The 14,296-nt window shown below is 72.1% G+C and carries 15 protein-coding genes; 9 read left to right on the forward strand and 6 right to left on the reverse strand.

Annotation, left to right across the window (positions count from 1 at the left end; genetic code table 11):
- Positions 1-7 precede the first annotated feature (7 nt).
- The 3 genes from ISO16_RS07120 to ISO16_RS07130 are packed head-to-tail and all read left to right on the forward strand — an operon-like array spanning position 8 to position 987.
- A complete protein-coding gene (locus tag ISO16_RS07120; RefSeq protein ID WP_043801426.1) occupies positions 8-388 on the forward strand; it encodes a DUF1707 SHOCT-like domain-containing protein in 381 nt (126 codons plus the stop codon).
- Positions 389-649 carry a hypothetical protein gene (locus tag ISO16_RS07125; RefSeq protein WP_006939587.1) on the forward strand — a complete coding sequence of 87 codons (261 nt, stop codon included), beginning with the start codon at positions 389-391 and terminating at the stop codon, positions 647-649.
- The gene (locus tag ISO16_RS07130; RefSeq protein ID WP_072635602.1) at positions 646-987 is read left to right on the forward strand and encodes a VanZ family protein; all 342 of its coding nucleotides are present in this window, start codon (positions 646-648) and stop codon (positions 985-987) included. Before ISO16_RS07125 ends, ISO16_RS07130 begins: the two co-directional genes overlap by 4 nt.
- A gap of 34 nt (positions 988-1,021) precedes the next feature.
- On the opposite strand, the gene ISO16_RS07135 is transcribed toward ISO16_RS07130, so the two are convergent.
- Positions 1,022-1,855, reverse strand: a complete 834-nt coding sequence (locus ISO16_RS07135; protein ID WP_083662542.1) for a tyrosine-protein phosphatase — start codon at positions 1,853-1,855, stop codon at positions 1,022-1,024.
- A 505-nt stretch (positions 1,856-2,360) separates the two neighbouring features.
- On the opposite strand from ISO16_RS07135, the gene ISO16_RS07140 reads away from it, so the two are divergent.
- A complete protein-coding gene (locus tag ISO16_RS07140; RefSeq protein ID WP_083662543.1) occupies positions 2,361-4,190 on the forward strand; it encodes a sensor histidine kinase in 1,830 nt (609 codons plus the stop codon).
- Between the two features lie 37 nt (positions 4,191-4,227).
- On the opposite strand, the gene lat is transcribed toward ISO16_RS07140, so the two are convergent.
- Both lat and ISO16_RS07150 read right to left on the reverse strand, forming a co-directional pair.
- Complete coding sequence (gene lat / locus ISO16_RS07145; RefSeq protein ID WP_044476115.1) at positions 4,228-5,571, reverse strand: L-lysine 6-transaminase; 1,344 nt, start codon at positions 5,569-5,571, stop codon at positions 4,228-4,230.
- Between the two features lie 66 nt (positions 5,572-5,637).
- Positions 5,638-6,087, reverse strand: coding sequence for an Lrp/AsnC family transcriptional regulator (locus tag ISO16_RS07150; RefSeq protein ID WP_072635604.1), 450 nt, complete (start codon positions 6,085-6,087; stop codon positions 5,638-5,640).
- A gap of 36 nt (positions 6,088-6,123) precedes the next feature.
- Between ISO16_RS07150 and amaB the strand changes: the two genes are divergently transcribed.
- Positions 6,124-7,629 (forward strand): L-piperidine-6-carboxylate dehydrogenase, encoded by a 1,506-nt coding sequence (gene amaB / locus ISO16_RS07155; RefSeq protein WP_072635605.1) that lies wholly within the window; start codon positions 6,124-6,126, stop codon positions 7,627-7,629.
- The gene (locus ISO16_RS07160; RefSeq protein ID WP_072635606.1) at positions 7,626-8,786 is read left to right on the forward strand and encodes a hypothetical protein; all 1,161 of its coding nucleotides are present in this window, start codon (positions 7,626-7,628) and stop codon (positions 8,784-8,786) included. The genes amaB and ISO16_RS07160 overlap by 4 nt, the downstream gene beginning before the upstream one ends.
- A gap of 10 nt (positions 8,787-8,796) precedes the next feature.
- Here the strand turns inward: ISO16_RS07160 and ISO16_RS07165 are convergent, their stop codons facing one another.
- The 3 genes from ISO16_RS07165 to ISO16_RS07175 are packed head-to-tail and all read right to left on the reverse strand — an operon-like array spanning position 8,797 to position 10,596.
- Entirely contained in the window at positions 8,797-9,231 is a 435-nt protein-coding gene (locus ISO16_RS07165; RefSeq protein ID WP_072635607.1) for a pyridoxamine 5'-phosphate oxidase family protein, read from the reverse strand.
- On the reverse strand, positions 9,228-9,605 hold the full coding sequence (locus ISO16_RS07170; protein ID WP_072635608.1) for a hypothetical protein: 378 nt from the start codon (positions 9,603-9,605) through the stop codon (positions 9,228-9,230). Before ISO16_RS07170 ends, ISO16_RS07165 begins: the two co-directional genes overlap by 4 nt.
- A gap of 22 nt (positions 9,606-9,627) precedes the next feature.
- Entirely contained in the window at positions 9,628-10,596 is a 969-nt protein-coding gene (locus ISO16_RS07175) for a hypothetical protein (RefSeq protein WP_072635609.1), read from the reverse strand.
- A 138-nt stretch (positions 10,597-10,734) separates the two neighbouring features.
- Between ISO16_RS07175 and ISO16_RS07180 the strand changes: the two genes are divergently transcribed.
- From ISO16_RS07180 to ISO16_RS07190, 3 genes are read left to right on the forward strand one after another with little or no spacing between them, the layout of a single operon-like run.
- Positions 10,735-12,279: an AMP-binding protein gene (locus ISO16_RS07180; RefSeq protein ID WP_072635610.1), complete on the forward strand. Its 1,545-nt coding sequence runs from the start codon at positions 10,735-10,737 to the stop codon at positions 12,277-12,279.
- The gene (locus ISO16_RS07185) at positions 12,276-13,646 is read left to right on the forward strand and encodes an FAD-binding oxidoreductase (RefSeq protein ID WP_170914113.1); all 1,371 of its coding nucleotides are present in this window, start codon (positions 12,276-12,278) and stop codon (positions 13,644-13,646) included. The genes ISO16_RS07180 and ISO16_RS07185 overlap by 4 nt, the downstream gene beginning before the upstream one ends.
- A gap of 44 nt (positions 13,647-13,690) precedes the next feature.
- The gene (locus ISO16_RS07190; protein WP_072635612.1) at positions 13,691-14,254 is read left to right on the forward strand and encodes a hypothetical protein; all 564 of its coding nucleotides are present in this window, start codon (positions 13,691-13,693) and stop codon (positions 14,252-14,254) included.
- Positions 14,255-14,296 lie beyond the last annotated feature (42 nt).

Genomic DNA, 14,296 nt, shown 5'->3' on the forward strand with positions numbered 1-14,296 from the left:
TGGACCCATGGCCGACTCCCCCGAGGTCCGCATCGGCACCGTCGAACGCGAACAGGCACTGAACCTGCTCGGTGAGCACTTCGGTGCGGGCAGGCTCACCCTCGTCGAGTTCGACGAGCGCAGCGCGAAGGCGGCCGCCGCCACCACCCGCGCCGAACTCGACGCCCTGTTCACCGACCTTCCCCCGGCGACCCCGAACACGCCTGCCCCGGTGGACGACACCGCGAAGGCCGAGCAGCGGGAGAGGTGGCGCACCGCCGCCATGGGGCTGATCCCCCTCGTCGCTCTCCTGCTGTTCTTCGTCTCCGGAAGCTGGTTGTGGTTCCTGCTGATCCCGGCCGCAGGCATCCTGTACTCCGCGACCAAGGGCACGAAGGGCGGCTGCTGAGTGGACCCCGTCGAGATCAACGCCGGCAACTGGTACCTGCTCGCCGAACGCCCCGACGAGTGGGCCGCCGGCACGGGCTACCACTGGTCGGTGCGGGAGGCGACGACCGCCGATGTCGAAGCCACCGTGGAACTCCGGCCCGACGGGACGCTGACCGGGTCGGCCGAACCCGGTTGCGAGGACGCGCTGGCCGCCGCGTTGGCCGCCGTGCGCCGGTTCGCCGAGAGCGCCTGGAACATGGCGGTCACCGAATCCACATGACCGCCCGGTTCGTTCCGGTGGCGCTCACGCTCGTGGTCGTCACCGTGCTGCTCATGCTGCCGGGCGATACGACTCCGTCGGCGTTCCCGCACGCCGACAAGATCACGCACGCACTGATGTTCGCGGTGCTCGCCTACGCGTCCCGCTTCGCCCGGATCCCGCCCGTCGCGACCGTCGCGTGGCTCGCGGTGTACGGGGTGGTCACGGAGGTCCTGCAGGCGACCGTCGCGGTCCGGCGGTCGGGGTCGGTGTGGGACTGGTGCGCGGATCTGCTCGGCGTGGCGATCGGTGTCACGGTGTTCGAGGCCGTACGCCGACGGAGTCGCTCGGAACCGTAGGGCCCGGCGCCTGCGCCGTCCGCTCCCCCGGCCCTCATTCCAGGAGTCGTTGCCGTAGCAGCGCCCGACCGGAGTCCGTGAGCCCCAGGGCGTCGCTCAGGTAGCGGTCGAACGACCCGAACGCCTCCTCCGCCGCCGCGAGCGCCGTCGCGAGGTACTCGGCGCGGACACCGAGGACGGATTCGAGGTCCCCGCGGGGCACCCCCTTCGCCGTGAGCGCTTCGAGGACCGGGGCGAACACCGGCAGCAGCAGCTCGTTGGTGAGCAGGTAGTCCTCGAAGACGGTGTCCTCGTCCACGCCCAGCGCGAGCAGCAGGACGGCCGACGCCCACCCCGTGCGGTCCTTGCCGGTGGTGCAGTGCACGAGCACCGGGTCGGCGTCGCCGGTCAGCAGGGTCTGCAACAACGTCCGGTATGCGGCGCGGGCGCTCGGCAGCAGGACGAAGTCACGGTAACTGCCCCGCAGGTATTCGGCGCCGCGCCCGTCCCCGAGGACCTCGCGGGCGAACGCGGCGTCGGTCAGAAGCTCCTTCATGTGCGCGGCGATCGAACCGTGCTCGCGGTCGGCGAGCACGTCGAGGGCGAGGGTACGCACACCCTCCGGGAGCCGGTCCGGCGCCGCCTGCCGCTCCGGTTCGGTCCGCAGGTCCACGACAGTCGCCAGGCCGAGCCCGGACAGCACCCGCGCATCGGCGTCGGTCACCCGGCTCAGGTCGGTGGACCGGAAGACGATGCCCCGGCGCACCGACGCACCGTCGCGCGTGGCGTATCCACCGACATCGCGCAGGTTCGGTATCGAGGTCGCTTCGGGACCGGGCATCGGCCCTCGGGAGGTGGGGGTACCGGGACGACCGGCGGAGTCCGACATGCGCCCACCCTAACCGGGTCGGTTCACCCGTCCGGATCGGTGCACCCGGTCCGATCCGCCGGAGCGGCGCCGGGCGCACGCGGAGATCCGGGCGATCGACGCGAGTGCCGGATTCGCCGGCAGCCGAGTGTCACAGGACCCACCCACTACCGCGTGAGGGCGCGGATGACGTCCTTGATGCTCGCGTCGTCGGGCAACACGAGCGGCAGCAGGTTCGTGAGGGCATTCACGATGATGGTGAACCGCATTGCCGTCTCCTTCGGTTCTTGCGGCGCTCTCGCTACCGCTACCGCTACCGCTACCGCTTCCGTGCGGCCCGGCGGGTTCCGGACCCACCACAACTGTGCGGTTCGGCCCCCGTCGCTGCATCCGTGGTGACACCGGAATGCGGGACCGTGGTGACACCCGCACGCGGTCCGTGCCAGCACGGTGGTGCCGGCGACGGCGCGGGAGGAGACTGAGACGGTCCGGGAGGAGACCGAGACGGTCCGGGAGGAGGCCGGCCGTGCGGCACCGAGTCATCCAGCTGCTCGTCGTGGTCACCGCGGTGCTGGTCGCGGCGATCGCCGCGGCGGTGGACTGGTCGCCGGCGGCGCTGCGGGATCCGGCCCGCACGCTGCTCCTCGGGCCGCGGGAATCCTTCGCCGCCGCCGAGGGGCCGTTCCTGCCGGTGTTCGGGCCCACCGAACTCGCGCTGTTCCTCGGCACCGGAGTCGCATTCGTCGTCTCCGGAGCGATCGCATGGAACAACCGCCCGCACGACCTGAGCGGGCCCCTCATCCTCATGGCCGGCCTGTTGTGGTTCCTGGGCGGCCTGCGACGTTCCGGCGAGCCCGTGGCCTTCACCGTCGGCGTGGCGGCGACGAACCTGTATCTGCCCGTCCTGCTGCAGGCCCTGATCGGGTTCCCGACCGGCCGGCTGCACCGACGGTGGCAGCGCCTGTTCGTGGGCGCCGCGTGGCTTCTCGCCACGATCAGCATCGTGGCCGAGTGGCTGTTCTTCGATCCGCGGACCGCACCCGCGGCATCACCGTCGACGTCGACGAATCTTCTTCTGCTCCGGGATGATCCGTCCCTGGCACAGGCGGTGCAGCTCGTCGTCGGGTTCTGCGCGTTCCTGATCGTGGGCACGCTCGTGCTGGTGGTGATCGTTCGCTGGCGTTCGGGCTCACCGGCGTACCGGGCCGGCTTCGCGCCGCTCGGCGTCGCGTACGGCCTCTCGGCGGTGATCACGATCGTGGTGCTGTCGAGCGCGGTGAGCCTTCCCTGGTCGCCCCCGCCGTGGGTGCTCAACCTGCGCTACCCGACCACGGCGCTGTTTCCGCTGGCGGTGGCGGTCGGTCTCGTCCGGTACCGGCTGGCGCGTGCTGCGGTCAGCGACGCGATGGTGGAGATCGGTTCCGCCCCCATCGGTGTCGGATTCGTCGACGCGCTGCGGCGGGCCGTGCACGACCCGAGCCTGGTGCTGTGGACCTATGCGCCGGAGCGCGCGGCCTACGTCGATCCGGACGGGTCGGTCCACGCTCTTCCCCGCCGTTCCGATTCTCGCGCGGCGACCATCCTCGAACGCGGCGGCACTCCCGTGGGGGCCTTGGTGTACGACCCGTCCCTCGAGACCCAACCCGAGCTGCTCGCCGCGGTCCACAGCGCCACCGCGCTGGCTCTTGAGCACGAACGGTTGCAGGCGGACCTGCAGCTCCGGCTCGACGAGGTACGGCGCTCCCGCGAACGGATCGTCGCGGCCGGCGACATCCAGCGGCGACGCCTCGAGCGCGACCTGCACGACGGTGCGCAGCAACGGCTCGTCGCCGCGTCGCTGTTGTTGCGCCGCGCCCAGCGCGCCGGGGAGGAGGCCGATCTGCGCCGGCTGCTCGCGGACGGTGCCGCCGAACTCGACACCGCCCTGACGGAACTGCGGGAGCTCGCCCGGGGTGTCTACCCGGCGGTGCTCACCGAGCGCGGGCTCGCGGCTGCGCTGCGCTCGCTGGCCGAGCGGGCACCCGTGCCCGTCGGCATCGACGACGGCCTCCCCGGCCGGCCCTCGCCTCCCGTCGAGCTCGCCGCGTACCTCATCGGGGCGGAGGCCGTCACCAATGCCGGAAAGCACTCCGGGGCCACCGCCGTCCGCATCTGCCTGCACCGGGCGGGTGATGCGCTGCGCATGACGATCCGTGACGACGGATGCGGTGGCGCGCGGCCGACGCCCGGCGGGGGGCTGGACGGGCTGCGGGATCGGACCGAGGCTCTCGGCGGCGACCTCGTGCTCGACAGTCCCGAGGGCCGCGGCACGACCGTCGACGTCACGCTCCCGTTCCACCTCGACGTCAAGTCCTGACCGGCCCCGTCCGCCGGACGGTTCCCGGCCCGGCGGATCAGTGCCGTGCTACCTCTCCCAGCACGCGGTCCAGCGCGTCGAGCGCCTCGTCCAGTTCGGCGGTGGTGACCGTCAGCGGCGGCCGGAACCGGATGCCGCGCTGCCCGGTTCCGATCATCAGCACGTGCTCGTCGACCCGCAGGCGGGTGAGCACGGCGTCGCGGACGGTGGGCGTGGGCAGGGTGAACGCGCACATCAGGCCGCGTCCGCGCGGCTCGCCGACCAGCCGGTGGCGGCCGGCGAGCTGGTTCAGCCCGGACAGCAGATGCGCCCCTGTCATGCGCGCCCGGTCGACGAGCCGGTCCCGCTCGATCACCTCCAGAATGCGCCGGGCGCGGACCATGTCGGTCAGGCTGCCACCCCAGGTGGAGTTGAGCCGCGACGAGACCATGAAGACGTTGTCGGGGATCTCGTCGATCCGGCCGCCGGCCATGATGCCGCAGACCTGGGTCTTCTTGCCGAAGGCGACGATGTCGGGTGCGACGCCGAACTGCTGGTACGCCCAGGTGGTTCCCGTCAGCCCGACGCCGGTCTGCACCTCGTCGAAGATCAGCAGCGCATCGTGCCGGCGGCACAGTTCCGCCATGGCCTGGAAGAACTGCGGCCGGAAGTGATGGTCGCCGCCCTCGCCCTGGATGGGTTCGGCGATGAAACACGCGATGTCGTGCGGATTCTCGGCGAACGCCCGGCGCGCCTGCTGCAGCGCATGCGCCTCCGCGGCCTCGACGTCGCGGTCGTCGGCGAGGTAGGGCGCGTCGATGCGCGGCCAGCGGAACTTGGGGTACCGGGCCGTCTTGATCGGGTCCGTGTTGGTGAGGGACATCGTGTAGCCGGTGCGACCGTGGAACGCCTCGGTCAGGTGGAGAACGCTGCCCCCGAGGTCGGAGCCGAGTCCGCGCGCCTCGTTGAGCCGGCTCTTCCAGTCGAAGGCCGCCTTGAGTGCGTTCTCCACCGCGAGCCCGCCGCCGTCGACGAAGAACAGGTGCGGCAGGGCCGGGTCGCCGAGCACCCGCGCGAAGGTGTCGACGAACCGGGCCATCGCCACCGTGTAGATGTCGGAGTTGCTGGGCTTGTTCGCGGCGGCCGTGGCGAGTTCGGCGGCGAACGCCGGGTCGTCGACGACGTCGGGCGGGTTCATCCCGAGCGCGGAGGATGCGAAGAACCCGAACATGTCGAGGTAGGTCGTGCCGTCCCGTTGATCGACGAGCCGCACGCCCCGCGATCGGTCGAGGTCGAGGACGAGGTCGAACCCGTCCACCAGCAGATGTTCGCGCAGAACGGCGTGTACCCGGCTCGGGGGCAGCTCGCGGGCACCGTCCGGGTGTCGGAATGCAGTGCTCATGCCCAGAGAATACGTCAAAGTTCCGTCAAGATCGGCGCGATAAAGGAAGATCACCCCTTCCTCCGGCTATCGTTCGTAAAATGTTTGGAGAATGACGGTGCTGCGGGTGGCCACATTCGCCGTCGCGCGGATCTCCTGGAGCAGTTGTTCGAGCGCCCGCGGCGAGGCGACGCGCACGAGCAGGATGTAGCTCTCGTCCCCCGCCACGGAGTGGCAGGATTCGATGGCGTCGATGTGCCGCAACCGCGCCGGCGCGTCATCGGGTTGGGACGGGTCGAGAGGGGTGATCGCGACGAACGCCGACAGCATCAACCCGAGCGCTTCGGGATCGATCTTCGCCGCGTATCCGCGGATCACCTGCCGGGCTTCGAGGCGGCGAACCCGGGACTGCACCGCGGAGATCGACAATCCGGCCTTCTCGGCGAGAGTGGCCAGCGTCGCCCGGCCGTCCACCACCAGTTCGCGCATGAGCAGCCGGTCGATCTCGTCCAGGGACTCCTTCGAGTTCTCCGCCATCAGCGCAGGCTAATCGAACCGGAAAGGACATCGACGATGAATCCGACTGGCAATCTGCACGATCGCGCCGCGGCCGCGCTGCGTCGCTGCGGGGCGAGCGCCCCCGCCCTCGACGGCGCCCACACGGTCACCAGCCCGATCGACGGCTCGGAGCTCGCGCGGTTGCACCCGGCCCGCGCCGCGGACGTCGACGCCACGGTCGCCGCGGCGAGCGCGGCCTTCGGGCACTGGCGGCAGGTCCCGGCGCCGATGCGGGGACAGCTGGTCCGCAGGCTCGGGGACCTACTCGGCGAGCACAAGTCCGATCTCGCCGAGCTCGTCACGCTCGAGGCCGGGAAGATCCCCTCCGAAGCGCTCGGCGAGGTGCAGGAGATGATCGACATCTGCGAGTTCGCGGTCGGCCTCTCGCGCCAGCTCTACGGCCGCACGATGCCCTCCGAGCGACCCGGCCACCGGCTGATGGAGACGTGGCATCCGCTGGGGGTGGTCGCGGTGATCTCTGCGTTCAACTTCCCCGTCGCCGTGTGGTCCTGGAACACCGCGATCGCGCTCGTGTGCGGCGATCCGGTGGTGTGGAAGCCCTCCGAGAAGACCCCGCTCACGGCGCTGGCCTGCCATGCGCTGCTCGAGCGGGCCGCGGGCGACGTGGGCGCCCCCGCCGGCCTGCACCACGTCCTGGTCGGCGACGCCGCCGTCGGCGAGGCGCTGGTCGACGATCCGCGCGTCGCGCTGGTCAGCGCGACGGGCTCGATCCGGATGGGCCGCATCGTCGCGCCCCGGGTGGCGGCGCGGTTCGGGCGCTGCCTGCTCGAACTCGGCGGCAACAACGGCGCGATCGTCGGCCCCTCCGCCGACCTCGACCTCGCCGTGCGGGCCGTGGTATTCGCCGCGGCCGGCACCGCCGGGCAGCGCTGCACCACCCTGCGACGGCTGATCGCCCACCGCTCCGTCGTCGACGAGCTGACCGAGCGGATCGCCAAGGCCTACTCGGGGCTGCGGGTGGGCGATCCGTTCGACGACGGGGTGCTCGTCGGACCGCTGATCGACGGCCGTGCCCACGCCGCAATGCGGACCGCGCTCGAGCGCGCCGAACTCGACGGCGGCATTCTCGTCACGGGCGGCGACGCGGTCGAGGTCCCCGGTGACGGGGTGTACGTCCGGCCCGCGGTCGTGCGGATGCCGGCGCAGACGGACGTGGTGCGCGAGGAGACGTTCGCCCCGATCCTCTACGTGCTGACCTACGACGGCTTCGACGAGGCGATCGCCCTGCACAACGGGGTACCCCAAGGACTTTCGTCGTCGATCTTCACCACCGACCAGCGCGAGGCCGAGCGCTTCCTCGCCGCCTCGGACTGCGGCATCGCCAATGTCAACATCGGCACCTCCGGCGCGGAGATCGGGGGCGCGTTCGGCGGCGAGAAGGAGACCGGCGGCGGCCGCGAGTCGGGTTCGGACTCGTGGAAGGCGTACATGCGCCGCGCCACCAACACGATCAACTACTCCGACGATCTGCCGCTGGCGCAGGGTGTGGAGTTCGGTTGAGCGACAAGCTGGTTCCGTACCGACTGTGGGGGTGCCGACCGGACCGGTTCGACACCGAGATCGAGGGCGAGTTCGCGTGGACCGACCACATCGTGCGGACCCTCGGCGCGGCGTTCGAGCCGGCCGGCGCCGAGATCCGGAGGGAGGTGTCCCTGCTGCCGGAGACACACGGCGTCAGCGTGCGCGCGGACGGGCTGACGCTGGGCATCCTCGGCGACGGCGACGCGCTGCGCTACGGGCCGGTGCTCCGCCGTGTCGTCGCAGGCGGGTATCTGCCGACCGTGCCGGGCCGCATCTGGGCCGCCGATGCGGGCGCCTACAACGACGACCCGTCCCGCAGCGGCCGCGTCATCGCCCGCGTCTCGGTCAGCCTCGGCGCCCCGGCCCGACTGGTGCCCCGCAACGATCCTCCGGACGTGCCCTACACGCTGCTGCCCCCGGGCCGGACCCTCCAGGTCACCGGGGAGGAACGACACTTCGACCTGCTGCACCCCTACGCCGACCCGCCCGGCAAGTACGCCCTGCTCGTCACCCTCCACGAGGCGGACGGCGCGCTGGTAGAGGTGCGGGTGGACGACCGGGCGTGCGGATACCTCGGCCGGCGGTCCAGTGCGCGTCTGCTGCCGATCGTGACGCACCTGTCCGCGCGTGGACTCCGCACCGCCGCGCGGGCCGCGGTGAGCGGATCCCGGCTGGCGGCCGAGGTGACGGTGTCGGTGACGCCGGCCGACGAGATCGACGAGCGCGTCCTGGACGGACCGCCGGTGGTCGTGCCGCGGCTGGCGCCCGGCCCGGTCGCCGACCCGCCCGACCCGGTGCTGCCGATGCACCGGTACCACGGGTGGGGCGGGCAGATCGTCGTGCAGGGCGACCGGCTGTGGATCCTGCGGGAGGGCCCCGTGGCGCGGGCGTTGGGTCCGGTTCCGTTGACGCCCAAGCGGATCCGTCTGCGGGACGTGGTGGACGTGCAGTTCCGCCCGGCGCTGCCCCAGACCGACGGCATGCTCCGGATCGTGACGGGCAGCGGCCGGGACGGCGCGCCGGCGTCGGCGGATCCCGACACGGTGGTGTTCCACCATCCCGACCGGCAGCGATTCCAGGCGCTCGCCGAGTGGCTGCGGCACGTCGCAGCCGTGAACGCCGGACCGCCGTCGTGAGAGGCACCGCTCAGGGCCGCCGCAGCAGCTCGGCCTCCCCCGGTTCGACGACGATCGTGGCCGGTTCGGTCCGGCCGTAGTACCGCGTACGCAGGAGCCAGCTCCGCGCGTGGGACAGTTCCGAGCGCCACCCGGCCAGGTAGTACTTCCGGCCGAAGCGGGCCATGACGGTCGCCGGTGGCCCGCCCGGCCGCACGGTGGCCCGGCCGTGCAGCCGCAGGACGGGTCCCCGCTCGCCGTCGTCGAGCAGCACCACGACGTCGGGATTCGCGGCCGCGTTGCGCGCCGCCACGGTGCTGCGACCGGTGGCGAAGTACAACCGGCCGTCGACCTGCACGAACCACAGCGGGGCCAGGGCCGCCGCGCCCTTCGGGGAGCGGGTTGCCAGGCGCGCGACGAGGGCACGGTCGAGGAAGTCGCGCACGACGGCGTCGTCGGCCTTCACGCGTCCCGCTCCTCGTGCAGGGTCGCGTAGTCCCACGCGGTGGCCCGCCGGGACGTGAACACGAACCAGGCGAGGTCCTCGCGACCGTCGGGGGCGGGGGCATCCGCTGCGGCGAGGCGTCCGCGCCAGTTCACCGCCCGCAGCTCGAACCAGAATTCGCCGTCGTCGAGCAGGACGGTGACCCGGTCGAGACCGGCCGACGGCGGCACCGACTCCCGCGGCACACCGACCCACAACTCGCCGTCGCGTCGCCGGACCCGCGCGGGCAGCGCGGTGACCGCACCGGCGTCGTCGAACGCGACCGCCGCCCGACCGTGCTCGAGCAGCCTGCCGGCAAGCGGTTCCGGTTCGACGCGCTGGGTGATCCGCCCCATGCCGACAGACGATACCGCCGGATCATCCGCGGCGGCCGGGATCGCGCGGGGCCGGCCGGATCCGGATCGGTTCGGGCACCGTGACGGTCTCGTTGCCGGGCAACGGCTCCCCGCGGCGCCGCCCGACGTCGGCGACCGTGTCGACGTCCGCGAGCGGCTGCGCCCCCTGCCGCGCGACGGTCTCGTCGTAGAGCTCGAACCACGGGAATCCGCGCCCGGTGTAGTCGGCGGCGGCCAGGGGCCGGGTCGGTGGGGCCTCCCCGGTGACCGTGCGCCACTGCTCGCTGTTCACCAGGTGCACGTCGACGACCGAGCGGTGGTCGAGGTCCCACGCATCGTGCGGTTCGACCGGGGTGGCGACGCCCTGCTCGACGGACCCGCCGGCACCGAGCCCCATGGCCGCGGCCGGCGCGAAGGAGTGCATCGGACGCCGGGCGTCGAACTCGGCACGTTCCTCCCATCGTCGCGCCCGCATGGGGTACGCCGCGATGCGGATCCCGCCCTGCGCCGGCCCGGACCGCAGCTGTTCCTCGACGCCGTAGCCGGAACCGAGCGGCATCGCGACGAACTGGCGCACCCGCCCCTGCGCCACGACGAAGCCGTCGAGCCACGGTTGCGCCGGCACCTCGAGGTAGTCCTCGCGTTCGAAGTCCGGCACCGGCGACCAGGTTTCGCCGGTGAGCGCGTCGACGTCCCCGGCGGCGACCTTCACCAGGAACGGGTACCGGGACTCGAACCCGAGCCAGCACGCCTCCGACTGCCACATCGGCATCACCAGTCCGCCGCGGGACCGCCACGAGTCCGGTCTCCGGGCGTCGTCGAGTCCGGCGACGGTCCGCAGCGGGAACCGTCCCAGGCCGGGCGGCAACGGGTAGGTGTTGCCGTCGTCCGGCACCCGCAGGGTGCGGTGGAACGAGACGGCCATGCGGGCGGCGGCGTGCACCTCGGGGAACTCGAACACCAGGCGGTCCTTCTCCAGAGCGAGCGCCACGTCGTCCCTCCCGTCCGCATGCTCCGGTGCCGTTCACGTGCGGGTGAGGGTACGCCGACCGGACGGGCCGGTCGAGCAGTGCGCCGAGCGCCTCTCGGCTCACGTGACCCGGGCCACAGCTGTGGTAGACCAAGGGGCATGTTTCCTGGGAACTTCGTCGCCACGACCCCCGACAAGCCCGCCATCGTGCGGCCCGCCACCGGGGAGTCGCTCACCTACCGGCAGCTCGACGAGAGCTCCGTCCGCCTCGCGAAATACCTGCGCGCCGCCGGACTCGAGCCGGGCGACCACATCGCGCTGATCTCGGACAACGACCTGCGGGTGATGGAGGTCTACTGGGCGGCGCTGCGTTCCGGCCTGTACGTCACGGTGGTCAACTGGCACCTCACCCCCGCCGAGGCCGCCTACGTGGTCAACGACTGCGGCGCGAAGGTGCTCCTCGCCTCGGCGGGCGCGGCGACCGCGATCGACACCCGTTCCGGGGCTTACCCGAACGTGATCCGCCGGCTCGTGTACGGCGGTGCACTGCCCGGCTTCGACGACTACGCCCACGCGCTCGCGGCATTCGACGCCTCGCCGCTGGAGTCGCAGCCGCGTGGTCAGGACATGCTCTACTCCTCGGGCACCACCGGCCGGCCCAAGGGCATCAAGCCGAAGCTGCCCGAGGGACAGGTCCAGGACGTCCCGGACCCCTACACGGCGGTGTTCGCCCCGATGTACGGCTTCGATGCCGAGTCGGTGTACCTGTGCCCGGCCCCGCTGTATCACGCTGCGCCGCTTCGCTTCTGCGGAGTGGTGCAGTCCGTCGGGGGCACGGTGGTCCTCATGGACCGGTTCGAGCCGGAGGAGGCGCTCGCCCTGATCGAGCGTTACCGCGTCACACACAGCCAGTGGGTGCCGACGATGTTCGTGCGGATGCTCAAGCTCCCCGAGGAGGCGCGCGGCAAGTACGACATGTCGAGCCTGAAGGTCGCCATCCACGCGGCGGCGCCGTGCCCGCCGGAGATCAAGCGCGCCATGATCGAGTGGTGGGGCCCGATCGTGTACGAGTACTACGCCTCCACCGAGGGCGCGGGCGCCACGTTCATCGACTCGGAGCAGGCGCTTGCACACCCGGGATCCGTGGGTCGCGACGGCGTGATGGGCGTCGTCCACATCTGCGACGACAGCGGCGCCGAGCTGCCGGTCGGTGCCACCGGCACGGTGTGGTGGGAGCGCGACGAGCGGCCGTTCGAGTACCACAACGACCCGGAGAAGACCGAGGAGGCGACGCACCCCGATCATCCGACCTGGACCACCAGCGGCGACATCGGATACCTCGACGAGGAGCGCTACCTGTACCTCACCGACCGGGCCGCGTTCACGATCATCTCCGGCGGCGTGAACATCTACCCGCAGGAATCGGAGAACGTCCTCACCCTGCACCCCAAGGTGTACGACGTCGCGGTGATCGGGGTCCCCAACGAGGAGATGGGCGAGGAGGTCAAGGCCGTCGTCCAGCTCGCCGACGGCGTCGAGCCCGGACCCGAGGTCGAGCGCGAGCTCCTCGACTTCGTCCGCGAGCGCGTCTCCCACTTCAAGGCGCCGCGCAGCATCGACTTCTCCGACGACCTGCCGCGCACGCCCACCGGCAAGCTCGTCAAACACAAGCTGCGCGCCCGCTACCTCACCCCGGCAGGCTGACCGTGTCCGCCGATCTCGCCGAGCTCGCCGACCAGCTCCCGGCCGGCGCGCTGATCACCGATCCGGACCTGCTCGCCGGGTACCGGCAGGACTGGGCGCGCGATCCGGACGCGGCGGTGCCGCGCGCGGTCGTGCGGGCCACGCGCACGGCGGACGTGCAAGCCACACTGCGATGGGCGAGCGCCCACCGGGTGCCCGTGGTGCCGCGCGGCGCGGGCACCAGCCTGTCCGGCGGGGCGGGCGGGGTGCCGGGCGGGATCGTGCTGAGCACCGAGCGGATGCGGGCGATCACCGTGGACCCGGTCACCCGCACGGCGGTCGTCCAGCCGGGACTGCTCAACGCCGAGGTCAAGCGGGCCGCGGCCGAGCACGGGCTGTGGTATCCGCCCGACCCGTCCTCGTTCGAGATGTGCACGATCGGCGGCAACGCGGCGACCAACGCCGGGGGGCTGTGCTGCGTGAAGTACGGCGTCACCACGGACTACGTCCTCGGCCTCGAGGTGGTGCTCGCCGACGGCACCGCGGTGCGGCTCGGCGGACCCCGCCTCAAGGACGTGGCGGGCCTGTCGCTGACCAAGCTGTTCGTCGGCAGCGAGGGCACCCTCGGCATCATCACCGAGGTGACCCTGCGGCTCCTCCCGCCGCAACCGCCGGCATCGACGATGGTCGCCACGTTCGACTCGGTCCAGGCCGCGGCCGACGCGGTGCTGGCCGTGACGGCCACGTTGCGCCCGGCGATGCTCGAGTTCATGGACCGCGCCTCGATCAATGCGGTCGAGGACGCGCTGCACATGGGACTGGACCGCGACACCGAGGCGATGCTCATCGCCCGGTCCGACGCGCCCGGCACGGCCTCGGCGCAGGAGATCGCGACGATGGTGCGGGCGTGCGAGGACGCCGGTGCCGAGGAGGTGTTCTCGACCGACGACCCCGAGGAGGGCGAGGCGTTCGCGGCGGCGCGGCGGATGGCCATCCCGGCGGTCGAACGGACCGGCAGCCTGCTGCTCGAGGATGTCGGCGTGCCCCTGCCGGCCCTGCCGGCACTGGTCGGGGGTGTCGCCGAGATCGCCGACCGCAATGCGGTGACGGTGGCGGTGATCGCGCACGCCGGCGACGGCAACACCCATCCGCTGATCGTGTACGACCCCGCCGACGCCGACCAGACGGCCCGCGCGCACGTGGCCTTCGGGCAGATCATGGACCTGGCGATCGCGCTGGGCGGCACCATCACCGGGGAGCACGGGGTGGGCCGGCTGAAGAAGGCGTGGCTGCCGGATCAGGTGGGTCCCGACGTGATGGCCCTGACCCGGCGGATCAAGGCGGCGCTCGACCCGGAATCCATCCTCAATCCGGGCGTCATCCTCTGAAGCAAGATCGAGTACGGTGGCCGCGTGCGTGAGGACCGAATCCAGTGAACGCCCGTACGCCCTTGTCGCCGGCGGGCCTGCCGCTGCGCGACACCCGCTACCGGACGTTCGAGCAGTACCCGGAGTCCGCCGCGGCGACAGCCTGGCTGCGCGACTACGTGCGCGCCGCGGTGCCCAACCCGAGGATGAGTGAACGCGAGTACTGGTCGGTGGTGTGCCTGCCGCCGCACGACGGCTCCATCGAGGCGGAACCGCTGGTGAGCGTGCACGTCGGCGCGATCGAGGCCGCGGGGCTGTACGTGGAGGCCCCGGCGGCGCAGCCCCGCCGGATCGGCGGCCGGGTCACCGTGGCCGTCGACGACCTCGAGGCGGCCGCCGGAACGAGTGTGGACGTGCTCGCGGCGGCCCACTCGGACCTGCAGTTCCGCCCCGACGGGCCGGTCGTGTCGATCGGCTGGTCCGACGGACCCGCCAGCCGCGCGCAGTTCGCCGCCGTACCGTGGGAGCCCGCCGCCGCCGCACTCGTCGGACGCGTGATGCGCAACGGCAAGTGCCGATGGTCGGCTCACCACTGCGCGCAGCTCGCTCGGTTCGCGCTGGCCGACTGACGTCCGGCCCCCGACCCGCCGGCCGGGGGCCACCGGCACGAG

The sequence above is a fragment of the Rhodococcus sp. M8 genome, from assembly GCF_015654185.1.
Lineage (GTDB): Bacteria > Actinomycetota > Actinomycetes > Mycobacteriales > Mycobacteriaceae > Rhodococcus > Rhodococcus aetherivorans.

What these genes read in the sequence shown, in the direction of transcription:
- lat (WP_044476115.1), bottom strand. Translation starts at nt 5,571, where the DNA reads ATGAGCACTGCATTCCGACACCCGGACGGTGCCCGCGAGCTGCCCCCG.
- amaB (WP_072635605.1), top strand. Translation starts at nt 6,124, where the DNA reads ATGAATCCGACTGGCAATCTGCACGATCGCGCCGCGGCCGCGCTGCGT.
- ISO16_RS07150 (WP_072635604.1), bottom strand. Translation starts at nt 6,087, where the DNA reads ATGGCGGAGAACTCGAAGGAGTCCCTGGACGAGATCGACCGGCTGCTC.
- ISO16_RS07135 (WP_083662542.1), bottom strand. Translation starts at nt 1,855, where the DNA reads ATGTCGGACTCCGCCGGTCGTCCCGGTACCCCCACCTCCCGAGGGCCG.
- ISO16_RS07170 (WP_072635608.1), bottom strand. Translation starts at nt 9,605, where the DNA reads ATGGGGCGGATCACCCAGCGCGTCGAACCGGAACCGCTTGCCGGCAGG.
- ISO16_RS07130 (WP_072635602.1), top strand. Translation starts at nt 646, where the DNA reads ATGACCGCCCGGTTCGTTCCGGTGGCGCTCACGCTCGTGGTCGTCACC.
- ISO16_RS07120 (WP_043801426.1), top strand. Translation starts at nt 8, where the DNA reads ATGGCCGACTCCCCCGAGGTCCGCATCGGCACCGTCGAACGCGAACAG.
- ISO16_RS07180 (WP_072635610.1), top strand. Translation starts at nt 10,735, where the DNA reads ATGTTTCCTGGGAACTTCGTCGCCACGACCCCCGACAAGCCCGCCATC.